Source organism: Acinetobacter sp. MB5, from assembly GCF_003261585.1.
In the GTDB taxonomy this organism is placed as follows: Bacteria; Pseudomonadota; Gammaproteobacteria; order Pseudomonadales; family Moraxellaceae; genus Acinetobacter.
The window spans coordinates 1-26,197 of the sequence record NZ_POVU01000007.1 but is presented as its reverse complement, the minus strand read 5'-3'; the positions used below and the strand labels follow the sequence as shown (position 1 = coordinate 26,197).

Genomic DNA, 26,197 nt, shown 5'->3' with positions numbered 1-26,197 from the left:
TTTGGTTACTATCGCACGCCTTGGTGAGGTGTCCGAGTGGCTGAAGGAGCACGCCTGGAAAGTGTGTATACGTTTGCGCGTATCGAGGGTTCGAATCCCTCTCTCACCGCCATTTTCTATTCTTACAATATCTCATGATGTCTTCAAAAGCTTAAACTTAAAGGGTTTAGGCTTTTTTTATGTCTAATACTATCCATTCCATCTATTGCAATCCCGATATAGTTGGGGGTATAACTGGGGGTATAATAAATTACCCCCAAAATTATACCCCCAATTCTACGGAAAAATAGCAATGCTCACAGATGCTCAAGTCAGAAAAATCAAGCCATTAGAAAAGAAAACCAAGTATTCTGATGAGAAAGGTATGTACTTGGAGGTCACACCATCGGGGGGGATGCATTGGCGAATGAAATTCCGCTTTAATGGTAAAGAAAATATTTTCAGTATTGGCACATATCCAGAAACCACACTAGCTCAGGCTCGCCGTGCCAGAGATGAGGCTCGCTTACGGCTGAAAGATGGGATTAATCCCAATGAAGCAAAGAAACAAAAAAAAATACAGGTCGATGAAAATACACTTTTTAAAGCGCTTGCTATGGAATGGATGGAAGATCGCAAAGCTGTTATTAAAGAAACGACTTACTTACGGGATTTATCTGTTTTTGAGAAAGACCTTTTCCCTGCTTTGGGTAATATGCCAATTGATCAAATTAAAGGGAAAGATGTTCTTGCCTGTGCAAAAAAAATTGAAGCGCGTGGTGCACAAGAAATGGCGAAGCGTTCTATTCCTCTAGCTGGTCGTATTTTTCGTTTTGCGATTCGTAAAGGGCTAATCGAGAATGATCCGACCCCTCACCTTCATGAAGCCTTAAAGCCTCGCAAAGTAAAACATATGGCTCGTTTGGATATTTCTGAATTTCCACCGTTTCTTGAGAGAATGGATCGCTATCATGGTAATCCAATGATCAAGACTGCTATTCAGCTGATGACTTTAACTTTTGTACGCACAGCTGAGCTTAGAATGATGGAATGGAATGAAATTGATTTTGATAATCATTTATGGCGCATACCTGCTGAAAAAATGAAAATGGCACAACCTCATATCGTTCCATTATCTAGACAGGCTATTGAACTCATTGAGGGATTGCGACCTCTGACTAGCAACAAGCAACACGTTTTCTATAATCACAGTACAGCCAAACCAATGAGCAGCAATGCACTACTCTGTGTCATTCGCACTATGGGTTATAACGGTAAAATGACAGGACATGGATTCCGTGGTTTAGCATCAACCACATTACATGAACAAGGCTATATGCATGATGCGATTGAAATTCAGCTAGCACACCGAGTTGGTAATGCTGTATCTCAAGCTTATAACCATGCTCAGCATCTAGAGTATAGAACTAAGATGATGCAGGAATGGTCTGATTTTATAGATAGTTTAAGGAAAATAATGTTACCAAAATAAATAGAGTACTTTAAACTCAAAGTCTTTACAGATAAAACAGCCTTTAAACGATGACATCAATAAACTATACTCTACGTTAAAATTTATCGAAGCAAATCTTTTCTTTATAAAACTAAATGACTTATGAATAAAATATCTAAAACTCAAATTGACAATTTACTTGCATTCATCCAGCCAATACGCTTAAGAGAATCTAGCAAAGGTGTCGAAACTCTTTTAGAAGCAACTGAAAGTGATAAAGGTCGAGTTATTAACTCCTCTGCATTTAGGAGATTACAACAAAAAGCTCAAGTTTTTCCACTAGAAGCAAATGCTTCAGTTCGCAGTAGATTAACCCACTCAATTGAAGTATCACATATAGGACGCTATATCGCACAAGAGATAATCTCAATTATTCAAAATGATCACGAAATAAAAGACTTAGCGTTTGATAAAATAATCGCCTTCATAAATACAGTGGAAACCGCCTGCTTACTACATGATATTGGCAATCCTCCATTTGGACATCTAGGAGAAACAGCAATTCAACAATGGTTTGACAAACCTGAGATTAAAAAAATTATAGATCATGATTTACATGAATTTGATGGCAACCCACAAGGCTTTAGATTAATTAGGCTTTTAAGTGGCAATGATTCATATGGATTAAATTTGACCTGCTCTTTACTACTATCTACAGTTAAATATCCATATACAATAGATGAAAAAGTAGATGGAAAAATTGGTCTCTTTAAACTTTGTAAGGCAAGCTATGAAGATGCTTGTAAAGCAATAAAATGGGGATATGGAAAATACTTTCCTTTAATGTTAATTATGGATAGTGCTGATTCAATTGCATATTCAATGAGTGACTTAGAAGATGCTATAGAAAAGCAAATTATATCAGAAGAAAAAATAATCACTGATTTCTCTAGTTTTTTTGCTTCCGCTAACATAGACACTCAAAATATTTTTAATATTCCTATTCAGGAATTCAACTCAGAGCATATTAAATTCCTCAGTTTTAAAACATCAATTATTAACGCTGCTGTAAAAGAAGCAGCAAAAAACTTCTGCTTAAATCTCAATGAAATCTTAATAGGTGATAATCGCACAGACCTTATCACAAAAGATTCTGATATATATAACGTTCTCAATGAAGTTTTTTCTTTTGCAAAAGAGAATATTTACTCTCATGAATCAGCAGAAAAAATTGAATTAGCTGGAAGAAATATTATTCAAGGCCTATTAAAACACTTTGAATCACTAATGCATTTATCTCAAGATCAATTTAACTGTTTGATAACAGGTAAAAATTCCGAAGGTGTAGGCCCAAGAAAGTTAAAATTAGACTTTGAGTTGCGATTATACAGATGCTTACCTAAAAATCATGTAAAAAAATATACATACTGTGTCACGATTGATAAAACAAATGAAATTCTATACAGATCACACTTAATTGTTGATTATATTTCAGGTATGACAGATGACTTTGCATTGGAAATGTACCAACTATTAGAAGGAATAAGAATTCAATGATAAATGATGATCATCCCTATTTTTTCATAAATTCATTTTTAGATAATGAGTCTACTTACTCATTATCTAAATATATTTATTTACCAGATAGTCTATCTGATGAAAGAATCACTCATCAAGTAGATGGTCTTAATTTTAACTTAGAATATTTAGCTAATACACTTAAATCATTAGAAAAAAATCAAGAATTAGCCTTCCACTCTATTATTAAAACAAAATATGGAAAAACCTACCATATACCAATGATTGACTTTTATACTGAAAAATTAAATATTGATGTCTATTATAGGCTTAAGAATTTTATAGATTATAAGATATTATCAAATATGACATTTTATCGAAGTGGAAATTCTTTTCACGGATATTCATCCAAACTTTTAACTCAAAAAGAATGGTTAAATTTTATGGGTTCTCTATTGCTAGTCAACCCTCCAAAATTAACCAATCTTATAATTGATGATCGCTGGATCGGACATCGTATTATGAGTGGGTTTTCATCACTAAGGTGGTCTAATAACTCTGGAATATACAAATCAATCCCCCAAAAAACCAATCTCGAACTATCATTAAATTAATATAAAAATCAAATAAATCCATAAAAAATAATATTTATTAAAATACATTAAAAATTAAAATTATAAAGATTGTATTGAGAATAAAAAATAAAGTATTATTTGTACACATTTAATACTATTTTAGTGAGAGTTAATCTATATGTCTGGTTCAGGTGGTGGGGGTGGAACACCTATTATTCAAGATTTTGTTTCGTGTGAAAATTTAGTGATTACAGTACAACTAAGTTCACCAAAAGAAGCTGTCATTTCAAAATTAGAAAAAGACTCTATTTTAAATATAGATTTTATCCTAGATGACATTACTACAGTTTATGCAATTTATAAAGGTGAAGTTGCTGGTGGAATAGCATCTCCCTCTCTAAATAAACTACGAGAATGTCTCAGATCAGGCACAAAATACCAAGGAAAAGTATTAGAAATAAACTTAGGGCAAGTCCGAATTAGAATATCAGCAATTACGCATTAAAAGAGGTTTATATGATAACGATTGCAGGCGGAATATATGAAGAATATTGTATGCATCCATATAGATATAATATTTTTGGTTCTGGTGGGCGAGCGGCATCAGCCATAGCTGCTATGGGAGGGGATGTAAAGCTCATATCTTACTGCTCTGACAAAATCTTAGATGTAATTAGTACTCGCGCTAAATTAGACAATTTTATATTAGAAACAATTCATACTTCAGAAAACATTAAATTTCACTATACTCATGGCCTTGCTGAACCCTTAATTTACAATAAAAACTCTGACAATCCACCTATAGAAATTAACTCAGAGAATATTATTAGATTTGGTTTTATGGAAGGTACAGCAATAATAAACTGTGAATATGCTGTCTATGATCCTCAAAATGTCATTTCTGCGGAGTTGTTCTATTCAAATGGATCAAAAGCTAAGCATTTAGCTATTGTACTCAATCAATATGAAGCTAAATCAATGTTTCAAATTGATGATATTTCAGAGTTATTATTACAGATAGCTGTATCCCAACAAGCCGAGATAGTAATACTTAAAAAGGGTCCTGATGGTTGTTTAGTTTACGACCACAAAACCAATAAAATTAACCACGTCCCAGCCTTTAAAACAGAAAAGGTATCTAAAATAGGCTCAGGAGATAATTTTGTAGCCCATTTTGGATATGCTTGGATGGAACAAAAAAAGAGTGCATATGAAGCTGCTTTACAAGCGTCAAAAGCTACCGCATATTATTGTGAAACTGAAGGATTTATTAATCCTGAACGGCTAAAAGAATATTCCCCTCCCCCTATAGTACTTTCTGAAAAGTTTAAAAATGGCTTTAAACCTAAAATTTATCTAGCCGGACCTTTTTTTACACTAGCACAACTATGGTTAGTTGAAGAAGCCCGAAGAAACTTAATTGATTTGGGTCTAGACGTTTTTTCCCCTTATCATGATGTAGGTAAAGGAAGTGCTGAAGATGTTGTTCGAAAAGATCTTATAGGAGTTCATGAATGTGACATTTTATTTGCTATAAGTGATGGAATGGACTCAGGAACAATATATGAAATTGGATATGCTCGAGCAATTCATAAACCTGTAATAGTCTATGCAGAAAGTGAAAGTGAAGAAAATCTAAAAATGATGGAAGGTTCTGATTGTAAAATCTATAAAGATTATGTCAGTGCTATTTATCAAACTCTATGGTTGGCAATTAGTTAATGAAATCAGTTCTTTTACTTTCTGGTGGTATGGATTCTACAGCAATTGCTTGGTGGAAACGTCCGGATTACGCACTAACCATTGATTATGGTCAACTTGCTGCAGAAGCTGAAATTTCTGCTTCTCGATCAATATGCCAATATTTAAATATTCCACATCACGTATTAAGAGTTAACTGTAGAAATATTGGCTCTGGTGATATGGCTGGTACCCCTGTTAGTGAACATGCACCAGCCACAGATTGGTGGCCATATAGAAACCAGCTTTTAATTACCTTAGCTGGTATGAAGATGCTTTCCTTAAATGTTTCAAAAATTATTATTGGGACAGTACAAACGGACAATGGACATACTGATGGTTCGTTAGACTTTATTAAGACAATAGATCAACTAATGTTTTTACAAGAGGGTAGTTTAACTGTAGAGGCACCAGCAATAAATTTATCAACTAGTGAGCTTATCCAGATTTCTCAAATTCCAGCTGATCTTCTAGCGTGGGCACATAGTTGTCATAAATCTGATGTTACTTGTGGAAACTGTCGCGGCTGCAATAAATATTTCGAAATCTTCGAGCAAGTAGGCTATGACTTGGATAAACTTAGGTAATCCTATACCCAAAAATAAAGTAGATAAATACTCACCATATAAATGGAGTACTAATAGTGAATTTATTAACTTAAATGAACCTTTAGAATTTTTACCAACTGCGTTTACTAAAGTTTTATTTGAACGAAAATCTAAAAGGTGTTTTAACCAAAAACCTATAGAAAAGTTATCCGATCTTCTTTGGCTAACAAATCGTGTCAAAGATGCAGTGAATTCTGAAATGGGTTTTCCTATATCTCTCAGGCCTGTTCCATCTGCTGGAGCAATTCACCCTATTCATATTCTAATAAACTCACCAAATCTAGATATGTGGTGGAGGTATGATCCATTTCAACATTGTCTACTACCTATTCTCAATGAAAACCATTACTTTAATAATGTTAGAAATGATTGTGAAAAGATATTGGATTGCAGTAAAGCAAGTCTAATGATATTGATTGCAGAGCCTCAAAAGACTCTTTCTAAATATTCTAAAGGTACAAGTTTAGTATGGAGAGATGCTGGCATCCTACTTGGAAATCTTGCATTAGTTTCAAGCTATTTGGATATCAATTTCTGCCCTATCGGTGCACTATTACCAACAAAGATAGACAAAGAAAATCAACTAGTTACTGTTGGAATGGCTGCATTAGATGCTATTGATATTAGATACTAATTTGTAACTGAATAGTTTGCAACCTGCTTTTTTTCATTTTGAAATCAGCATTAATTAAACTAGTTTCTATAAGCTCATGTACAATTGAAGAGGAAGACATCATTTCTAACCAAATAACAGCATCTAATTCTGAGGCTTTTATTCCAAGCCCACTACTAAACTTTAGGAATTGCTCTTCTAGTTCTAGATAATTCTTATCTACACTTAAATTACTGCTAAAAAAACCACCCAATATCCCTGCTCTAAGTATATGAATATCTAAGATGGCCACATCATCAGCATCCAACCAATTCCTTGCTATCCATGAAGCAGTTTTAAAACCAATTCCTGATATTTTCATCAACCAGTTTCTTAATTCCTGACCTGTTTTAAATGATGGAATTTCATGAGAAAGCTGCTCTAATGCATTAGCCAAATATTTAGCTTTTTGCTTAGCAAAACGATACTTTATTTTTTTCCCATCTAAATTAATTGGCTCAGATAGTAATTTATAAATATAATCTTCTGTTGAATTAGTGTTATTAAATATACCATTATTTTTCAGATGGTTAAAAGCACAAATTCCAACTTGAGCAGGAATACCATGCCCTCCTAGTAAACAAGCTGCTGTTTCCTCTTTCAAGGTTGTGCCTAGTTTATAATTAATTTTAGTACCGCATAATCTCTGAGAATAAACTTGAAAAGCCCAATATGCTGGTGTAAGAAATGTTTCAATAGCTCCCCACTTTACCCCAGGCAGAACATAAGAATTAGCGTCAGGAAATTCCAAACTAATGTTAGTATGTTCCAAATAAATAACACCTAATTGCATGAGATTTCTCCTAACTCTTCTGAATATTCTGTATTTATCCAGCGAAGTAATTCATTTCTCTCAATTGAATTCATTTCCCGAATTTTTTTATAGAGACGTTCTTGACGTCGCTTTAATGTCTGTCGCTCACGGAAATTTTTTCCATAATATCTACTATCATGCAAAATTTTTGGCTCGTCAAAATTGAACCAGACTGTCTCCTCTCTCGTATCTGCATGTGTTTTCGCTTGAAAACTTATTTTTTTCCAGCCTTGTAGTTGCTCATTATAAAAAGGATGATCATAACCAGAAATTATAATTTTACAGGGAAGTATCTTAAGTAATGAAAGAAGTTTCCCATGATCATCATGAGTATACTCATGAGTATATATCTTTGTATTGCGCCGAGTATCAGGATAATAAGGAGGGTCAACATATATAAGCTCATTACCATCAAAGCTATAATTTTTCAAAAAAGATAATGCATCACCTAAAATTAACTCACATATATTTGGAAAATTTTCTTCCCACATGCCAATTACTTTTGAATCAACATCAATACCAATATTACGTTGAGCTGGTTTTTTATTACGCATGACTGAACCACCACCTAAATGTGATTCAATATAGGTATCATGCACTGGCATTAAATTAATGATGTGCTGATAGCACTTTCCTTTTCCACCTGGATATTTCATTTTTAAAGTATCGTCATTTTTGACTATGTTGTCAATGACAAGTAAATGTAGAAATCCACATAACGTCTAATGATATTTTTACAAAAAAAATAGTAATAATATATATTTAGACTAATTATCAAACATTAGTTTTAGTACAAATTTATGAAAGACTATATACCAATTAACGCTATAAACTTGCCTTTTACACAACTTACAAGTGAACAATTTGAGCAATATTGCGTATGGCTACTTCACAAAGATAAAGAAATAAATAATGTACATCGAATTAAAGGAAATGGGCACTACCAAGGTGGGCTTGATATATGCGCAAATTTTTCCACTTCCTCTAACAAGCTTGTTGCATTTGAATGTAAACGTTGGAGAAATTTATCAATTCAAGAGTTAGATAACACTATAAAAAAGTTTAAACAAAATGATTTAATCTCAACAATAACAAAATATGTAATTATCATTGCACAAGAAGAAGTACCAAGAAAGATTTGGATGAAATGGGATGAAATACACCAAGAACTACATGCTTTAGGAATTGAAGCAGAGTTATGGACTGGTGAAACATTAACAATTAAGTCACAGCCATATCCAGATATAATCAGTAAATTTTTTCCAATGGCTTTAGAAAGTCACTTTTATAATGAATGGATGTTGAGGACACACTTCATTGAGACCTTACATAAAGCCATAATCGACCCCAATGAAAACAATCGACAATCTGCCAATGAATTCCTACACTATTCTTCAATAAATTATTCAGATTTTGACGAAATATTTAATGATAATAGAAATTGGAAAATTAAAAAGAAATGGGTAGAAATTTCGGCACTATTGCCAACCCAGAGTCATATCGGCTCCGCAAATATAACAATTAAAACTCATGATTCTCATGGGGTAGACGTTATTCTTGAAAATAAATGGATGCTAGAAAACTTCTTAGGAAATTCAGGAGAACCTATCAGTTCTCGCTATAGACCATTTTATATTCATGACCAATTAAACGAATCTACAATTATCGATTTACAAAATTGTCGTTTCAATCTCCCAATTGAAGCTATTAAGCAAGTGGCACAAGTCTCAGACATTATTAGCGCCGCATACCTCACAGCTATACAAAAACTTGAAGATGAGTGGCAAGCTTTTAACTTTCCTTTTGTGTTATGGCATGGTCAAACACACATCGCCTTATGTACTGTATCTCAAGAAATATGGGACTTAATGATTAAGTTTACAAATGTACATGATGTCGATATGGGAAGTACTGAATGGCATATATTTTCAGCATCTAGGAATTTTATACAACTTTATACAGGAGAAAAAAATAAACCTATAGAAGATGTTTATCACGGTATGTTTTGGGCAGAAAATATTGAAAATCTGAATGGAGATGATGAACTAACCTTATTATGGCAACCTCCAATTTGTAAAACTCCCATTTCTCAAGAAAAGTGGTGGTCTTGTCAAACTTCATTCGAATGGATAACGAAAAAATTTATCCCTAAAGTTATTGAATGGCGTAGTAAGAAAAAACTTATTACTTATTTTATTAGTTTTTGCAAAAAAAATAATAAAATAAGTAATTTAGAAGATTCTGGTTATATTCGAGATATTCGTGAGTTTTCCTTACAAAGAGATTATAATTTTCGTAATTTAGGCATCTTAAAAACTATAGAAGTACTACAAGAATTTTATATCTCACCTAGAAGTAGCCGAGCTTATTTCACAACTGATGAAACTGCACAACTATATCTATGCCTTATTTCTTTAGTCGAAAAAGAAAGAGGGCATTTTTCATATATTTCTTCTAAGCTTGACTTTTATAATGAAAATTTTTCTAATTTAAAATCGCTACTTAGCTCTCTTCAGTGTAGAGTTCAAGAGAAAATTTTTTTAATGAACAATCATGAAATTGAACATATTTTTAGAGTAATGGCGGAATGCATTTCTTTCGATGAATCATGGATAGACTTCAGATTGAAAGAAGAAATCTTTTCAACTCTCGAACCTTTTATGAAATTTCATGATCATCAGCAGCTTATAGATAGGTATTCCAGTTTTATGTAAGATTAATACTGGCTACTTATTAACCCATAATAAGTAGCCATTTTCTTTGGCTTGCCCATACGCCCAATCTGCTACCCGATGAGAACGGTTGATATCAGTAAGAAAGCCAAGCCCTGATAATTCCTCAGTAATTACTATATCAAAATTAGTATTACGCTCTTGCCATCGCTGCAAAAACTCATCTGAAGCGAGAAAATCACTTTTTGAAGAATTACATTTCTCATCTGCTAGTACAAAATTATGTCCTGTATCGGCAGGATACATCGACCAAGGAATGAAATGATCCACAGCCCACTTATTCATTTTGATTGGTTTCTGACAGTAGAAACATTGGCATGACTGCAAATCAACCAAGAACTTAGCAACTTGATTGAGTTGATTCCGACTAGGTTCAAACATAAATCTAGCCAAGTCCGGCAATCCATCGAGTACCAATAAGTTACTTTTATTCAGACGAACAAAATCAACCCACTTCTTTTGACACAACTCTTCAATAATTTCACTGAACTGACGTAAGCAATACATCACTTGTGGAAGCAGTACTAGTTGTTTTTGCGAATCATCTAAACAGTAAAGAAATTGGATATTTTGACCTTTTATATTCTGTAAATATGTCACTGGCATTTTCTTTACAATGTCAGCAACTTTCTTCTTGAGCTTCGACCAATAAGCACGATCTCGCCTAGCTAAAGCAATCGACTTAAACCGCTGTTGAGCATTATGTATTAAGCTAACAACCCCTGCCTGTTTCCCATTATTTTGATGTAAAAGAAATGGCTCATTCTCATTGAAGTGAAATGGTAAGGTCTGCTTCCAGTATAAATCTATAAATTTTTCAGCAATATCTAAATAATCTAAAGTCAGTCGATCCCCAGTATCTTGACCTTGTTCAATCGCCAAACGGCATAGACTCATCAACAATGCAAACTTATAAGTTGATGAGAAGCTACCTGAATGCAAGATTTGCTGAATCTGCTTCAGAAATCTTAATTGAACTTGTGGGCTTGGGATTGAATCTGACATATTGAATTAATTCTGCTTTTTAAAAATAATATTGAGCCATTCTTCATTTCGATCTGGTCGTTTATCTACAGTAATCCACTGTTGTAGAAGAAGTATATTCTCAAATTGGTTAAATAATTGATGTGCCTGAATTTCATTTAAATCAGTAAAATGCCGCCCGTCTACTTCACGATCATTTTCGCCATATTTAAATGACATATAACAAATGCCGTTTGACTTAAGTGCTTGTAATATTCGGCTAAATACATCAGGCAACTTCTCTCGTACACAGTGTAACAGTGAAGCACACGCCCAAATTCCATCATATTTTTCATGTTCAGATAACTCATAAAAGTTCCCTAGTCGAACATTTAAACCCGTATATTCATGTGCTAGCTCCACAAGTTGCTCTGAGTTGTCAATTGCTTCTACTCGATAATCCTGCTTCATAAATGCCAAAGCATCCCGGCCTGAGCCACAGCCCAGATCGAGAATCAACGACTTTTCTGATAGATATCTTAAAAATGGCTGATACAAACTTTGCATATCTACATCATAGGTTTTCTGAAAAAAAGCATCGGAATTTATATTGTAATAATCCATACTATTCTCTGTTTCTAAATTTAATTAACGCCAAACCTAACGAACGTTATCAGCTATAACTCTATATAAAAGTTTCTGCTTGTTGCGAAAAAATAAGGGAGCCAAAGCTCCCATCTAAGTTAGCGGTTTGCTAACTTAGATTCAATCCATTGATTCACTTCCCATGCCACCCAACCAATACGTGACTCACTTAAACGTACTGGTTTTGGAAAGGTTGGATCATAGTACTTAGAATCGATATTAATCATTTCATAGATCTTTGCTCGACTAATACTTGTGAATTGAATTACCTCTTTAATATTAATAATTTGATTCATCACAAAAGTTTGACCTGTAATCGCATTCATGATGTTTACTCCTGATCATTGATGCGAGCGGGTATTCGCTCAAATGATAAGCAAATCCAATAAAATTTTATGGAGTCTCATGCTACCCACCCCATCTAATTCACTGCCCTCACACTTCTTTGTAAATCCTGCTGAATGTTCTGAGCAAAACCATCTCCCTGATTGGATTTAGATCGTATCTGTTCAGAAATAATAGGGCCATCTGGAAAAAACTCCTCTACAACCTGCATCCCATCTTCGCCCTCATCCCGATCAAACACCGCATTGGCATAACCTTGCCGTGCCACCTGATCCAGTAACTCCTGTTGAAAGCCACAGGCTTGGGCTTCCTGCTGCAATTGCTTTGCTTCGACAATCGCTTGCTGCAAACTGATACCATCTCTGAGTGTTAGATCGACATAGTAGATCGGTGTGCCATAGCTTTGACTGGTGCTTTTGCCTCTTAAGGTCAGTTGTAACGGCAAACATGAAAGCAAGCCATTCACCGCAGCATGGTAATAACGCAGACGTGCCGTTAAGGTACGAATGCTGTTAAAGCCTGTGGTTCTCAGTACAAAGCTACCCAGTTCATCCTGCTCATCCAGATTGACGTATAAACGGGCATAGGGCTTGCACTGCCCACCTTGGGCTAGTGGGCACAGATCAGGCGATGGGCACGGATGTTGTTCAACTCCATTACCTGTTCGACGCTGACAGCTTTCACCATCACCAATACACACAGGTCGTCCGGTCTGACGGTCAAACAACGTGTATTCAGCACGAAGATTCAATTCAGGATCATCAAACAGCATTCGCACTGGAATGCTTCTAAGTTTCTGATTGGGCGTTTTGGCGCGAAGCTGTTCATCTAGGGGATGTTTCACCCAGCCTTCTTTACTGTGAATCTGGCTGGTAATAGTAAATTGATCGTCTTTTTCTGGTAGGCGTTTACCATTTTTCTCGACCAATTTACCGATGCTGATACGACCCAGCACCGGTGGAGTAATGATTAGACCTTTAATCATGGGCATCATCTCACTAATTAATTATAGAACTCGGATTGATATGAGAACCTGAGTGAACGCAGTCATGAACATCTAAAGCGGATGACATACACTGCGTCATACAGTAGGGTTCGATAAGATTGATCAGTCCGCAAAGCTGTCCACATGCCCCTTCCTTTACGGGAAGGGGCGAGAGGGCGACTTTGCGCGTTTTTGACTTCTATGGGTGTTTTTAGCTGCCGGAGGGATACAGGCTAAAGCGGCGTGTACCTGCTTTGTGTTGCGGAAACTGCTCTAGATATTCAGGATGCTGTTGCAGTAAGGCTTTGCTATCCAGACTGATTGAATCTTTGGAACGCTTCCACGTGACCGAACCACCCTGAAATACCGCACGTTCTGCCTCCTGCATCTTGGCTTGTAGTTGATGTTTCAGCAGATCGAATTGCTCTTGATGTTGCTCAACCAGATTGCGCTGTTGAATCAGCTGCTCAAACTGTTGATTGGCTTCAGTATCTTCAGATAGATCAGCAGTCATTAGGGGCACATGCTCGGGATAGAGCAGTTGTAGGGCTTTGGCAGCCGAGGCACTGGCATCCACTGAAGGCGGAATGTCCTGTTCCACACAGTCCCAGAACTGACGCTCGGCTTGAATGATATGACGGATCACCGCTTCATTGCGGGTGACTTTAAAGATTTTAGTTTCATGCCCACACAGCAACACACAGACATGTGCAGCCTGTTTGCCGGTTACCGCCAGTTGATGTTGTACCTGACACAACACATAGAGTGGAACCCCATCCCGCCACAGTTTTGCCCCATGTTCGCCTGCGGTTTTACATTCCAGAATCTGTACTTCAGGAGTGCCCACCACCGCATAATCCAGATTGGCCAGCATAAAATGCTTGTCCGGATCAGGGTGTTGTAATACGGCATTGACCCGTCTGACTTTATGTTGGGTATGCAGGCTGTAGTATTCCGCGACCAAGGGTTCCAGTTGTTTGCCCCAGTACAAGGGTGCATGCCCTTGATGTTCCTCCTCAATGTTTTGTTGGATGCGTCCAGTTTTAATCATCCATAGCTCCAACATTGACATGTAGGGATTGAGTCCACAGGCGGCAGCACAATCACTGCTGCCAATGCCCTTCCGGCGCACTTCTAGCCATTCGGCTTGGCTAAGCTTTTTGGTATCGACAAAGCGTTTGGCAGTAAACAGTTTCGGACGTTGCTTATTCAGGGTGGCTTGAGTTGATGCAGATGGATTTAAAATTGCTGTATTCATAGGAATTTCCTGTAGGTGTTAAATTTTGGGCATAAAAAAAGCTGTGTCCGAAGACACAGCCTTGAATGCAATTTCATGTGTAAAAGAGGTTAAAGATCAGGGTTAAAGCACTTGTACGCTAACTTGAGCGGTCACTTGTACGGTGGACAGCGATCAAGCTTAAGCAATCAAACGTAAAGCCTGTGCCAGTCCCCGTTGTTTGAGTGCTGCGCCTGCGCCAAACCATGCCGAATCCAGACGGTGATCCTGACTCATAGCTCGACGTTCATGATCTGCGAATTCCGTGATACTGCACAGCAAGCCATAGGCACTGTCTTTGGCTGAGCTGAGTTCTGCACCCCGTCCCTGACCATTAAACATGCTCATGACTTTGGACATGGCTCGCCCATTCGGTTCGGTTTTATTCTCGGCTTTGTTGGTAGTTGGGTTACTTTGCGCTTGAGTCGCAACATTACGATAGAACTGAATAATGCTGTCGTCCTGATCGGCAATACTGAGACTGCTGTTGTTAAACACGGCATCAAAATAGGCTGCTGCTTCGGTTTGGCTGACTTTACGTTGGCTAAGCTGTTTCATTTCATACATGTGTTCATCCCATGCACGGACTGAAATCCCCAGTTGCTGTTTAACTTTTTCGGCATCAAACTTGGTGCTATGCGGGACTTTGACCACGCCTGCACTACTGTTTTGCCCTTTCAGGGCAATCGCCAAAGTGTTGTTACACACCACGCGAATCGAGGTAAATTGCGCAGTGGTGGCAAGCGTTCCATCACACGCGGTTGCTAGCAAGATATAGCCATTGCTGACATCCTTACCTTTCAGCGCTGAGGTTTGTCCCGTTTTTGCCAAAGCCCAGAACTTTTTACCGCCTTTGAGTACCCCTGCGGTTTCCAATTCAAAGCCTGCCTGTTCGGTTAAGTCACGATAGAACTCTAGAATCTCTAAAGGCTGAACTTCCTGATAACGCTGACTGACCACCGAGAGAGGTGCATGAGTATCAGAACGATATAAGACGCGTTGTTCCTCGAATAGCAAGATCAGGCTTTGCCCACGTTGATTCTGTGCCATATAGCTGACATTCGAGGATTCAATCCGCCAGTCCATCCCAGCCTGTTGTGCCCAGACTTCAATCGGCTGATTTTGAGTAAGTTGGTTGCCTAGACCATGCCAAGGGGTTGCACCAACATAGGCCATGTTTTCGATGAGATGTGCCATATCCAGACTCCTTAAGACCAAAGCGGCTGCATGGTTGCAGGAAATTGCTGCTGACATTCCTGACAATGGTAAATAGGATGAGTATGGTTGTTTTGTTGATTGAGATAAGTGACGACACATCCCATGACACCACCCACAGCGACGCCAGCTAAAATGACCCAAGGTTGACGGCTGGCTCGGAATTTTTGCGCGGTGGCAGCTCCCATCAGGGCATAACTCACGATATTCTGTAAAACCTGAGGTGCAGTGTAGCTTGATGTAATCCCAGTGGATGGGGATTGTGGAATGTGAATTCTGTGGCTGCCGCAATATGGGCAAGTTGGTTTTGACATTAGATTCTCCTCATGATTCAACATCATGTTTAGACCTATGCTGATGTAGGTCTAAATTGACTATTTAGTAGCAGCGCAAGGCTGCTACGGCTTCATGATGAGAATATGTAGGTCAAATCTTTTGAATTGAGATTTATTGGGCGTGTAAGTAGCTTCGTAACAGGTCGCGTGCCTGGTTCAATTGCTGGGCCTGCTGCTCAATCAACTGACGTACCGCCTGAGGTAAGTTTTGATATTGATCTGGATGAAATTCAGCCATCTTACGTCGATAGGCATGTTGTAGGTTGTCTAAATTCAGTTGTTGAGTCGTGATGCCAAGTAATTGACAAGCCTGCTGCAACATCTCGCTCAGCTCCTGATCTTGGAGTCCTTCCTCCTGTTCATAATCCTGAGTTTGCTCCTGCATGGCTTCTTCAATCGCCTGTTCCAAGTCAGGCAGGCGAATATTGAGGAGATAAGAGACATCCTCAATCTGTTTCTGGATATCAGCATAACCATACTGGTTAATCCACATCAGTTGCATGGCAGATTTAACAATCAGTCGTTTTTGTAAGGCAGTCAATTGTGCTGAACCTTGCTGCAGTTGTTGAACCACAGTAACAAAAGCGGGTTGAGCACCATCAATCAAATGCCGTAACTGAATATGCTGTTCCAGTTGTGCCTGACCCAGCAAGTGTTGAAGTTGAGCACGACTTTGACTTGAACATCGCCCAGTGAACTTAGAGGACAGATAGATTAAGAACTGTAAGGCGTGTTCAAAGACATGGATATTGTGCTGTGGATTCTGTTCATGTTGGGTATGAGAGGACTGGCGTTGGAATTGTATAAACTGCCACAGCATTTCTGCCAGCATCTGAATCTCTTTACGATCCAGTTGAGTCAAGGTGATCACAGCATGAGAATTTATCATCAGGTCAGTATTCATCATCCCTGAGACAGTATCAACCTGATTGATTTTGTCCAGACGATAACACTCCATCTCATCAAAGTCTTCACGAATGAAGAGATGTTGTGCTGTGAGGCACAGACCTGCTTTGGCGCTACCAAATACAGTATTGTCGACCAATAACAGAATTTCATCTGATCGAATCTGTGCAGGTAAATAATACATTGCTCCCTGAATCTTTTTAATCGGGATATTGGGTTGCAGGTACAGACTGTCGACTTGCTGTAAAAAGGTGGTGAGATGATGCTGTTGTAGAAACTGTTGAAATAAAGATGGCATCTCAGAGGTTTCCTTATTGTTCGGGCTTAGGCAAAAACCCATTGCAGAAAATGAATAGGCCAAACCAGCGCCCAGCCAAACAGGTAAGCTGCACTGGCCCCTGAACTATGAAAGCGCCACAATAAACTGATCCAATACAAGGCCAAAATCAGGACATACACGCTCAAAATGATACGTTTCATATAGATTCATTCCTCTATGTACTAAAGCTTGCTGCTACATTGTTGTCCCGCATGTTGCAGGGTTTCAGACCAGTCATTCGGCAATAAGGCATGCCCTTCACCCACTTGAGCAAGTCGGTCTTTACCATAATGTTGTTCGACTTGTTTATAGGTACAGCGACAGAAACCACTGGAGCCACCCCAACCACGACAGCCCTGTTTAAAATCGTTTTCGAATTTGCTTGAACAGGCGCTGAATACAGTAAAGCCCAGCATTAACAGCAATTTGCAGATAAATTTATACATATTATTTTCCCTTGCAGGATACTGAAGTGACACGACGTCAGGACACTCAGCCAAATACCAGTATCTTGGGGTAATGTTTTATTTTAGAAAAATACATACACAGCGCTGATATCCCCTAAGAACTTGTCAAAGGGAGCAATAAATGTGCTGTGATCAAAAAATAAAGTGTTTAACTGCTTGGGTGCAGAATGGCCTGTGTGCTGTAGACAACACTACTTAATGCTGTGCGCGAAAAGAGATCGAGGATCGAAAGAGAAATAGTACGCATAGCGGACTCCTTAGGTATTTAAGAAGTTTCACCATATTACTGCTAAATAATGGTGGCGAAACAGAAGAGAGGTTAGCAGACTGAACCTAAGAATCAGCACACCCGAAGGTGTCCCCCCTCCCGCTCCGCCGCAAGGGGGGCACGTAGGGATACCCACCAAAAAGTTAGACTTTTTAGTGTTCTTAGGAAACGGTCTGCTAAAACCGACTGACAATGTAGGTCAGCATGCCAAGGATAATCACAAGCCTATGAATCGTCAAGCATTCTACGGTTACAGTATCAGCCATCTAAGTGAGCTAGACTTTCAGCCCACGTCGTCTGTTAACATCTAGTTGTGCAGTACCGAAGGTTCGCATATTCGGCAGTTTGACCCGTAGCATCTGCTGATTTTTTTCAGAGCTCACCAGATACCTCGCAGCAGCCAAGGCATTATTGACCTCAGTCGGACAATTCCGATGAATCATGCCAATTCCTAAACTACCCATTATTCGAAAATGTGCTTTGACATGCTTCTGATTTGCAGTATAGAACTCACCTTCTCCAGCCGTTAATTTTTCTTTCCAGTAGAGTCCAACCTGTAAGGCAAGGTATTCATCATTTTGGTGTTTATTCCCATCGTAGACCAGTAGCAGATGGATGTGATAACCCCGTTGCGCTCCTTGCTCTAATGCCCATGCCCACCAATGCAGATCTTGAAAACAGCCATCCCGGTTTGAAAGACGGTTCAATAGATTTTGCAGGTACTGATGACAACGATGAATAGTTAGATCTACCTGTGCCTCAGCTGAAAAGTACAGATCCATCCGAACAAAAAGCAATTTTGCATAATGCTCCATCAATCTATTTAAGCTGTTCTCTAAAGACTGGCAATTATGTTGCTCATTAGAGCGATGCAGTTGCTGTTCCAGATTGGATGGAGCGAAATAGTTGTATCGCAGTTGCATGCTAAAAGTACGGAGCATGTGTGAAGTCAGCTCCTCCTGCCTAAATTGTTTAGGTAGACTCAACATTTGGATTGTCTGGGCAAAGGCTTGTATCGCATGACTATACTGATATTGCGGATTATGCTGAAACCAGAAAGCTGGAATGAAAATGCTAAGTTGTTGGCGAAGCCAAGAAAAGTTAACGTCCTCCTGATGGCAGACATTTAAAACAAAGTTTTCAATCTGAATCATACAAGCAGATTCATTATACATATGGGATTGAAGGATCATAAAGTAACTCACTGTTTCGATTAGATTCATAGAAACAGTGATATCTATATTTTTTTAAAGCCCCACCGTACAGTGAATGGTAGGAGTGTATGCAGTTTAAATTGGTAAAATAGATACTGAATTCAATCACTCGTAGAGTAGGTCTAAAGATTGTTCACACTGGACTAACCTAATAATTAATAGGTATAACCATTTGATATAAATAAAATATATATACCTGCTAAGCTTATCTTTAATATAACTCAGCGTTATCGAGCGTTTTGAGATCAAAAAGCCTGCAGTGAGCCATGATAAATGAAGAAATAGTGAAGTATTTCAAGGCTAAAGTTATTCATTTTTTAGTTCAAAGCTTTTGAACTTTGCACCGAGTAGACCATACTGCTTTTGTTCTTCTAGGTTAAAGTCTTTTTTAAGCGATTGAAAATGATAGGGCTGATCATCACCTACGGAGTGAATCACCGTATAGCTATCAGAATTAAGTCGGGAGTTGGGAATACAATAGATCTGATATTCCTGTTGTGTATTTTGTGGTAATAGCAGAATGTTTAAAGCAGAATTTTGATAGCTTGAAGGGATATAGGGCATGATCAGCTTAATCTCACTACGAAAAATGGCTTGTGTAATCACAAATAGTAAATTATTGCGAAGATTGGTTAGAGCTTCTTGCTGATCCTCTAGATATGATAGCTTCGAAGAACAATGAATTTGGATTGGCTTAAGATATTGATTAAAATGAAGAGGTGCCTCCCAAATAGTAGGTGTAATTTCAAAAATTACTTGGTTATATAAAGAAAATTTGCTCTTTATAAAACAAGAATGAAATAAAAAATTCATCCGTTCCAGATTATCAGTCAAACTATTCATTAGCTTAAATTTCGATTCTTTTGGCTCATCTGGATTATCAGTCAAATTATTTGACTTAAATTTCGGTTCTTTGAAATTGTCTTGAATCCAGCGGAGATCATCAGCAATCTCAGGCTTACATTTGTACATCGCTTGATAGTAATAATTGATCCAACCGGCTAAAGGGCTCTTGATTAAGGTATAACTATCTGATGTGTTTTCCCTCTGAAACTCATAAATTGGATATTTTTTTATAAGTGCTGCTTGTTGATGAGATCTGAATGGTCTATTCACAACGAATTTTTCAATAAAATTGAATGCCTGATTACTGATACGTGAATAAGTAGAGGGCAACTTTAACAAATAAAAATCTGTATAAATTCGTGCCTCTTGCCAAATTGGATGTGACAAGTTTAAAAAATAAATCGCAGACACAGACTTAAGTAAATTATTATTTAAACTACCATTGAGTTTGGATCGAAGAATCCCGAACTCAAATAATCCTGTAATTGCACGTAATAAAGCATCTCGACTCAGACCAGTATGATTGGCAAGCTCATGTGTACTGGCTTCAAATATCACACCATGGCGATCACTGCGCCAGACCATATTCAGCAACACTAGCCACTGCTGATAATTCAACATCAATAATTGATTGGCATTCTTTTGCTTATGACTGATTCTAATCCGAAACAATAAACGAAAAAGCTGTACTAGAAAGTCAGCTCGAGGTAACACATCTTCTGGGCTAGACCTAGCATATTTTGCATGAAAAATTTGTCGCTTTGTTGCAGTAAGACCTAATTTTAACAACCTTATTGAAATTCGAATCTGTCCATTTTCGACTTCATATAACATTGCTTTTTCTAGCAATACAGCTACTGCTTTTTTGAATATGGGAAGACGAATATCAATCTGCTCAGCGACAGTTTTTAGATCTTTTTTTAGAATTCTAGCAGAGCCATAGCGTAGTAGTAATCGCAAAAAAATAATACGCTCTAGTGCAGTTAACGAAGAATCTAATCGCCTAATAACCTGCATACCTAGATAGGGTAATTTACGAGAATTAGAGCCATTTTTTAACGTCTTATACATAAACGCACTATTAAATGAAAAATAACAGTTAATTTAATATAATACATAACGTTTAATAATAAAAATATTGAAATTCAGTATAATTTTAATAAAATGAATGAAATTCAAATTTTATACTTGATTGAAAAAGATACTGGAATAGCCATGAGTCGACCAAAAATTTCATTACAAGAATGGTGCAATGCAGACCAAAAACTTAAACTGGATTTTATTGAAAAAGAAAGTCAGCGATCAGGTGGCTTAATTCAGCGGAATGGGGATTACTATACCCCTAGAGTAATGGCATCATGGAGAGAAGAAATTAGTGCACAACTCAGTAATCACAGAACAATTCAGTTAGATTCAGCATGTTTTGAAAAATTAAAAAGCCGATACCGTACCGTTAAGAAGAACCAAAAAGATCATCACTTAACTAAAAAGCAATATATGCTCAATTCACAGACAATCCAGCAGATAAAAAGAATCCAAGAACAAAACACATGGGCTAGAGAAGAAGCAGTCATTGAACATGTGATAAATTTGTATACAAATGGCAATACTGCTTACAAGACCAAAGAGCAGCTAAAAACCAGACCAATCAAATTAAAGCTTTTAGAAGATGAAATTAAGGAAAACCTAGATCAGATCAATCAATTAAATACAAAAAATCATTTTTTAAAACAACAATATGAAGAAAATATCAAGCTAGTTGCAAAGCTAGATTTAATTAATACGCAATATAAAGAGCTTCTTAAAACACATCAAATTGATGTATCCAGCTTAACAATTGATGAAGCTATTCTTCATGCTAGGATTCAACAAATAAAAGAATTATTTGAATCGCAAGATGAAATTTTAAGATTCAATTTTCCTATGGATTTATCCTAAACAAAATAATGTGACACACAAAATCCTCTAAATCTTATATGGTGTTAACTTTAGAGAAATACATATGGCTAGACGCTTTTATTTGAACGGCAATTACACAATTTAATTTACAGTCTCGATCTCTATGAATCACACAAATCAGACCATAAAAAACGCCCTATCAATTTTTGTTGATAGGGTGCGATATGCAAAATATTTAGTTTTTAATGGGTGCCAAAGTATTTAGACGAGATAAGGAAGATCAATCCTCACCATCAAATTGCCAATACACATCACCCCAAGCTGAGTCAAAATCAGGGAATACGTCACCTTGTTTAAAGTATTGACGAGAATTTTCTTTAGCAACAGTAAACCAATAGCCTTGTTGAGGGCATTTCTCTCCTGCCCTTATAGAAATAAATACATTTTCATTAGTAATATTGTCTGGGTCTACAATGATGTCCCAATGATTACCATCAAATCTGTAAATTTCTTTATCTGTTAATGCCCATAAAACATTTGAAGTGGACTCAACAGTATTTACTTCAGTTCCCAAAGGTACGATATCCAATAATTCAAATTTTCCATCTGAAAATTTATAAAGACCATTAGATGATGCTAAATATAACTCTTTTTTAAAGTAACACGATTGATAAAATGAATCATTAATTGATATATCTTTTAAATTTACGAATCCAGAAGAATAACTTCCATAAAAAACAGTCCCATAATCACCAACAGCTATAACACTTATTCCGTCAGGACATAATTCGATATGGTGGAGGCTAGATGGTGTCCTTTTTTTATCCATTATCCATTCCCCATTAATGTGGTAAGCAATGAAGCCTCCTTCATTATCTTCCCCACAACAATAAAGGCTATTTAAATTATGTCCATTAATGTCATACACTGAGCGAAATGGTGCTTGATAATTTAAATCTAAGATAGTAGCTGAATTAATTTTGTTATATTCATTTTTTGGCAATAATAAGCCTTTATCAAAATGTAGCCAATTTTCTCCACTTTTCTTATATATTTGACCACTAGTTCCACAAGTGTAGAGATTAGAATGAATATTACGAATTTTATTTAGAGTGCCATAGTAGAAGTTGGGATTGCTAAATCCAGCATCTTCAATTTTTTCATAGTACGTATTTTCTGATGAATAAAATTCAATATTTCCATTTAAACTAGCAGAAAGCATAACTCTTCGAGAATTTTCTGTTTTCGGAATAAGAGCTACAGAAATAGATTTAAATTCAACATTATCATGATAGTACCATTGTCTCTCCAAATGATCATAGATACTCATTCTGCAACATTGTATTTCCGAATCAAGATCATCAAATGTTGATGCAATATAAAACATATCATCATCAATTAAACAACCTGCAATAAACGACATATTTAGATTTTTTAAATTCATTCTCTTGCGCTACCATTATTTTTATTGGATCTTGGATTACCAAAAATATTAGGGTCTGCTTTCTTTGCATCGGTAGCAAAAACACCAACACGAACACGATAATTCATATTTATACCCTTAGATTCATGATAAGTTCTTAATTGGGCTGCTATTCTAGCTGCAGAACACTTTTTTAACACTTGTTCTACAGCTTTAGCTCCAATAACTTCAACTTCAGCGATAGGAGCTGTCCCAGTTGGATTAAAAAAATCTTTTAAACCAGCTTCTAGTAAAGAATAGGCAGCATGAATTTTTCCATGCTCATTTGTTGGTTTTGGTGTAGCCCCTATCACACAAATCACCAACCCATCATTGGTAGATAACCCACCTCTTAACTGATTTCTTCCCTCACCAGTTCTAGACCCTAATCTAAAGCATCTGTCTGGAACAACATGATGACCTGTTTTACCTAAAGGTTTACAAGTATCTGGCTTATATGGTCTTAATATACAAGGATCATCTAATTTGTCTTTTTTAGGCTTATCTTTCTCAGGTGCAGTTGCTTTTTGATGATGACCTGCTTCTGTTTTTTTCCCAGAATTGACTGAAACTTGATAACGACCTGTTGGAGGATGTCCACCTGCTGTTGCAAGATGTGATTGCTGAGATAAACCACTCATTGTGGCATGAATTTCATCAGCTAATTTGTAGAGATACGTTTTTATAGAATCTCTAATAGCAATTAAAGTGCCTTTTAATTGTGTGAGTGCACTCTGCAATGAACCTTTGAACTTCTTAATGAACTCATCAATCACCAATATCATTCGGTTAAAATTGTTTTTGAGCGCATTAAGTGCTTGATCAGCTATACCTTTCCATGGATTGGATTTTAACCATTTATCTGGTGCTCTACCCCATGGGCATTTGATCTTGAGTTTGGTTAGGGCTGTCTCAAAATGCTCCATCGTTTTGAGAACATCTAATTTGGTTGCCCCTTTTTTTCGAATTGCTTTGACAACTGTTTTGATGGCTGAACCAATCTCAGGAATGATACCCACGCCAGTTATAGCAAGTGCCATATAGTTATCTGTTGTACGGTTTTTTGCATCAGACAACGTTACAATGTTAGCAATTAAATCACGCACATCACAAACCTGATCCACAACAGGAATTAGACTGATTAAACCACCCACAATAATTTGTGACATTGAGGGATCTTTATTGAAATCACCTTTCAACATCCCCCACAACCAACTTCCTTTTTCCAAAATAACTTGGCTTGTATTGTAGCTCGTGACACTTTGGTTATATTCAGACTGCCCTACATAGAACATCCACTTTTTCCAAAATGGCCAACTTGGATCAGGTGTGCTCGTATCATAGGACATATAGCGGCTATATTCGGCCGGATTATCATTTAAATATTTCGCAAGCTTTTCAGCACCATACCAGAACTGTTGTTGTATATCTGTTGATCGTTGCGCGATTTTATTCCAAAACTGTTGGTTCTGAGGATTCGACATTCTTTTAATTTCCGTTGTTATTCTTGGCCAGTCGATGAATCTGGCTCATTGAACCAGTCATCAATAGCTGATGCAGGGAAATCTACTACGCTTTGATCTTCACCATATTGAACAATCGCTTTACCCGGTGGAACAGATCGAACAATGGCTTTACCTTGATCATCCAATTTCCCTTTTCTAATCGATCCATCTGATAATTGAATTTCAAATTCTGCACCCTTTACAGGTAAACCATCACTGTGCAAATACTCTAGGATAAGGTCATCCGTTTTCACATCTGTTATAGGTAGATGTGGTAGCACTGAATTTGCTTTCTCCCCACCCGTAAACACATGCTGCCCCGCCTTCACCTCAAACTTACTGCCCGTGGTGACAAATACTCCACTGCCGTTAATTTTCACCTGTGAAGTATCACTGATCAGAACGATTTCTTTAGAGGCCGTGATGTAAACGCTGTCTTCCGTCGAGGTAATCTGAATGCCCTTACGTGCAATCGCATCCAGTCCGTCATTCTGTGCCTGTAGTTCTACCTTGCCTTTGGCTGCCACCTGTTTGATGCCCCCTTGTGCCGCAAACTGACTGATCTTGTTCTGGGCATGGGTAATGAGGTTATTTTGGGTGCTGAGGTTAATGCTATCGCCTGCCACATGGTTAATCTGGGCATCGGCAGAGAGGTGTATGTTTTCGGCTGTTGAAAGACCGATACTGCTCGGGGAACTGAGTAAGATCAGTGCCTGTTTGAATTTGGCAACGTCTTTTTCCAGTTGTTCAGCAAACTGTTGTAGCTGTTCTACTGATTCAATCGCATCGGTTTGTTGGTTTTTGGCAATGTCACTTAATGCTTTGCTGTTGCTGGCTGTGCCTTGCAGTTGTTGTTGGGCAACTTCTGCATTGAGGTGTTGTCCTTCTGCCTGGTCTTGGGCATAGCTTGACAGCAGTAAGCCTTGTCCCGCGCGTACGGCACCATACTGATCGGTTCTAAGTTCAAAGCCTTCCCCACGTCCATCACTGGTTGCCTGTTCTTTGGGATGGCTGAGATTCCCCAAGTTCAGTTGGGTGGCTCCATGGCTGCTGTGTAATTGAGTGCTGATTTGCCCTGCGGTGTCATCAAAGCGTAGTTGGTTGAATCCTGCACCATCAACTTCCTGTGAACGAATGCCACTGAGTTGTTTGGTGTCAGGCAATTGTCCTTTAATGTCGAATTTGGTCGGGTTGCGTTCTGCTTCGTGGATGCGTCCTGTGACGAATGGACGGTCGATGTTGCCATCAAAGAAGTCGATCACCACGATTTCACCGATCCGTGGATGAAAGCGTGCGCCATAGCCTTCACCTGCCCATGAAGTCAGCACATCCACCCAAGCCGAGTCGGTGTCGTTGTCATTGGCGCCTGCACCGCCATCATGGCTATGGTCATCGGTTCGGGTAAACAGGAAGCGGACTTTGATGCGTCCCCATGCATCGACATGGATGCTTTCACCTGAAGGGCCGACTACTTTG

26 protein-coding genes and 1 tRNA gene are annotated in these 26,197 nt (G+C 37.7%); 10 read left to right on the top strand and 17 right to left on the bottom strand.

Annotation, left to right across the window (positions count from 1 at the left end):
* Nucleotides 1–22 precede the first annotated feature (22 nt).
* From C1A47_RS10125 to C1A47_RS10090, 8 genes are all read left to right on the top strand, one after another.
* Nucleotides 23–112, top strand: a tRNA-Ser gene (locus C1A47_RS10125).
* 180 nt (nucleotides 113–292) lie between these two features.
* Nucleotides 293–1,471, top strand: a complete 1,179-nt coding sequence (locus C1A47_RS10120; RefSeq protein ID WP_111895068.1) for a tyrosine-type recombinase/integrase — start codon at nucleotides 293–295, stop codon at nucleotides 1,469–1,471.
* Between the two features lie 123 nt (nucleotides 1,472–1,594).
* On the top strand, nucleotides 1,595–2,989 hold the full coding sequence (gene dgt, locus C1A47_RS10115) for a dGTP triphosphohydrolase (RefSeq protein ID WP_111894924.1): 1,395 nt from the start codon (nucleotides 1,595–1,597) through the stop codon (nucleotides 2,987–2,989).
* Nucleotides 2,986–3,564 carry a hypothetical protein gene (locus tag C1A47_RS10110; protein ID WP_111894923.1) on the top strand — a complete coding sequence of 193 codons (579 nt, stop codon included), beginning with the start codon at nucleotides 2,986–2,988 and terminating at the stop codon, nucleotides 3,562–3,564. The genes dgt and C1A47_RS10110 overlap by 4 nt, the downstream gene beginning before the upstream one ends.
* A 139-nt stretch (nucleotides 3,565–3,703) precedes the next feature.
* Nucleotides 3,704–4,030, top strand: a complete 327-nt coding sequence (locus C1A47_RS10105; protein ID WP_111894922.1) for a hypothetical protein — start codon at nucleotides 3,704–3,706, stop codon at nucleotides 4,028–4,030.
* A gap of 11 nt (nucleotides 4,031–4,041) precedes the next feature.
* The gene (locus C1A47_RS10100) at nucleotides 4,042–5,247 is read left to right on the top strand and encodes a PfkB family carbohydrate kinase (RefSeq protein WP_111894921.1); all 1,206 of its coding nucleotides are present in this window, start codon (nucleotides 4,042–4,044) and stop codon (nucleotides 5,245–5,247) included.
* A complete protein-coding gene (locus C1A47_RS10095) occupies nucleotides 5,247–5,852 on the top strand; it encodes a 7-cyano-7-deazaguanine synthase (protein ID WP_111894920.1) in 606 nt (201 codons plus the stop codon). Before C1A47_RS10100 ends, C1A47_RS10095 begins: the two co-directional genes overlap by 1 nt.
* On the top strand, nucleotides 5,830–6,507 hold the full coding sequence (locus tag C1A47_RS10090) for a nitroreductase family protein (RefSeq protein ID WP_111894919.1): 678 nt from the start codon (nucleotides 5,830–5,832) through the stop codon (nucleotides 6,505–6,507). Before C1A47_RS10095 ends, C1A47_RS10090 begins: the two co-directional genes overlap by 23 nt.
* Here the strand turns inward: C1A47_RS10090 and C1A47_RS10085 are convergent.
* Nucleotides 6,497–7,318 carry an 8-oxoguanine DNA glycosylase gene (locus C1A47_RS10085; protein WP_111894918.1) on the bottom strand — a complete coding sequence of 274 codons (822 nt, stop codon included), beginning with the start codon at nucleotides 7,316–7,318 and terminating at the stop codon, nucleotides 6,497–6,499. The two genes, C1A47_RS10090 and C1A47_RS10085, sit on opposite strands and share 11 nt — an antisense overlap.
* Entirely contained in the window at nucleotides 7,309–7,995 is a 687-nt protein-coding gene (locus C1A47_RS10080; RefSeq protein WP_111894917.1) for a DNA adenine methylase, read from the bottom strand. Before C1A47_RS10080 ends, C1A47_RS10085 begins: the two co-directional genes overlap by 10 nt.
* Before the next feature lie 144 nt (nucleotides 7,996–8,139).
* Here C1A47_RS10080 and C1A47_RS10075 point away from each other — a divergent pair, with 144 nt between their 5' ends.
* Nucleotides 8,140–10,053 carry a hypothetical protein gene (locus C1A47_RS10075; protein WP_111894916.1) on the top strand — a complete coding sequence of 638 codons (1,914 nt, stop codon included), beginning with the start codon at nucleotides 8,140–8,142 and terminating at the stop codon, nucleotides 10,051–10,053.
* A 12-nt stretch (nucleotides 10,054–10,065) separates the two neighbouring features.
* Here the strand turns inward: C1A47_RS10075 and C1A47_RS10070 are convergent, their stop codons facing one another.
* The 12 genes from C1A47_RS10070 to C1A47_RS10015 form a co-directional block, all read right to left on the bottom strand.
* On the bottom strand, nucleotides 10,066–11,076 hold the full coding sequence (locus tag C1A47_RS10070; RefSeq protein WP_111894915.1) for an HNH endonuclease: 1,011 nt from the start codon (nucleotides 11,074–11,076) through the stop codon (nucleotides 10,066–10,068).
* A gap of 6 nt (nucleotides 11,077–11,082) precedes the next feature.
* Nucleotides 11,083–11,658, bottom strand: a complete 576-nt coding sequence (locus C1A47_RS10065; RefSeq protein WP_111894914.1) for a class I SAM-dependent methyltransferase — start codon at nucleotides 11,656–11,658, stop codon at nucleotides 11,083–11,085.
* A 119-nt stretch (nucleotides 11,659–11,777) separates the two neighbouring features.
* A complete protein-coding gene (locus C1A47_RS10060; RefSeq protein WP_111894913.1) occupies nucleotides 11,778–12,005 on the bottom strand; it encodes a helix-turn-helix transcriptional regulator in 228 nt (75 codons plus the stop codon).
* 95 nt (nucleotides 12,006–12,100) lie between these two features.
* The gene (locus C1A47_RS10055; protein WP_111894912.1) at nucleotides 12,101–13,009 is read right to left on the bottom strand and encodes a hydrolase or metal-binding protein; all 909 of its coding nucleotides are present in this window, start codon (nucleotides 13,007–13,009) and stop codon (nucleotides 12,101–12,103) included.
* 211 nt (nucleotides 13,010–13,220) lie between these two features.
* A complete protein-coding gene (locus C1A47_RS10050) occupies nucleotides 13,221–14,267 on the bottom strand; it encodes a YqaJ viral recombinase family protein (RefSeq protein WP_111894911.1) in 1,047 nt (348 codons plus the stop codon).
* Between the two features lie 159 nt (nucleotides 14,268–14,426).
* Nucleotides 14,427–15,482, bottom strand: coding sequence for a DUF932 domain-containing protein (locus tag C1A47_RS10045; protein WP_111894910.1), 1,056 nt, complete (start codon nucleotides 15,480–15,482; stop codon nucleotides 14,427–14,429).
* Between the two features lie 11 nt (nucleotides 15,483–15,493).
* Nucleotides 15,494–15,814: a hypothetical protein gene (locus C1A47_RS10040; protein WP_111894909.1), complete on the bottom strand. Its 321-nt coding sequence runs from the start codon at nucleotides 15,812–15,814 to the stop codon at nucleotides 15,494–15,496.
* A 133-nt stretch (nucleotides 15,815–15,947) separates the two neighbouring features.
* Nucleotides 15,948–16,925, bottom strand: coding sequence for a J domain-containing protein (locus C1A47_RS10035; protein WP_413772958.1), 978 nt, complete (start codon nucleotides 16,923–16,925; stop codon nucleotides 15,948–15,950).
* 140 nt (nucleotides 16,926–17,065) lie between these two features.
* Nucleotides 17,066–17,221 (bottom strand): hypothetical protein, encoded by a 156-nt coding sequence (locus C1A47_RS17735; RefSeq protein WP_171294371.1) that lies wholly within the window; start codon nucleotides 17,219–17,221, stop codon nucleotides 17,066–17,068.
* A 21-nt stretch (nucleotides 17,222–17,242) separates the two neighbouring features.
* On the bottom strand, nucleotides 17,243–17,506 hold the full coding sequence (locus tag C1A47_RS10030) for a hypothetical protein (RefSeq protein ID WP_227539768.1): 264 nt from the start codon (nucleotides 17,504–17,506) through the stop codon (nucleotides 17,243–17,245).
* 564 nt (nucleotides 17,507–18,070) lie between these two features.
* Nucleotides 18,071–18,949 (bottom strand): inovirus-type Gp2 protein, encoded by an 879-nt coding sequence (locus C1A47_RS10020; RefSeq protein ID WP_162625937.1) that lies wholly within the window; start codon nucleotides 18,947–18,949, stop codon nucleotides 18,071–18,073.
* Between the two features lie 366 nt (nucleotides 18,950–19,315).
* Nucleotides 19,316–20,926: a hypothetical protein gene (locus tag C1A47_RS10015; RefSeq protein WP_111894906.1), complete on the bottom strand. Its 1,611-nt coding sequence runs from the start codon at nucleotides 20,924–20,926 to the stop codon at nucleotides 19,316–19,318.
* 93 nt (nucleotides 20,927–21,019) lie between these two features.
* Between C1A47_RS10015 and C1A47_RS10010 the strand changes: the two genes are divergently transcribed.
* Nucleotides 21,020–21,793 carry a hypothetical protein gene (locus C1A47_RS10010; protein WP_111894905.1) on the top strand — a complete coding sequence of 258 codons (774 nt, stop codon included), beginning with the start codon at nucleotides 21,020–21,022 and terminating at the stop codon, nucleotides 21,791–21,793.
* Between the two features lie 241 nt (nucleotides 21,794–22,034).
* On the opposite strand, the gene C1A47_RS10005 is transcribed toward C1A47_RS10010, so the two are convergent.
* From C1A47_RS10005 to C1A47_RS09995, 3 genes are all read right to left on the bottom strand, one after another.
* A complete protein-coding gene (locus C1A47_RS10005) occupies nucleotides 22,035–23,198 on the bottom strand; it encodes a hypothetical protein (RefSeq protein ID WP_111894904.1) in 1,164 nt (387 codons plus the stop codon).
* The gene (locus C1A47_RS10000; RefSeq protein WP_111894903.1) at nucleotides 23,195–24,700 is read right to left on the bottom strand and encodes a hypothetical protein; all 1,506 of its coding nucleotides are present in this window, start codon (nucleotides 24,698–24,700) and stop codon (nucleotides 23,195–23,197) included. The genes C1A47_RS10005 and C1A47_RS10000 overlap by 4 nt, the downstream gene beginning before the upstream one ends.
* A 17-nt stretch (nucleotides 24,701–24,717) precedes the next feature.
* Nucleotides 24,718–26,197, bottom strand: a 1,480-nt coding sequence (locus C1A47_RS09995; protein ID WP_162625936.1) for a DUF2345 domain-containing protein, incomplete at its 5' end; no start/stop codon positions are given.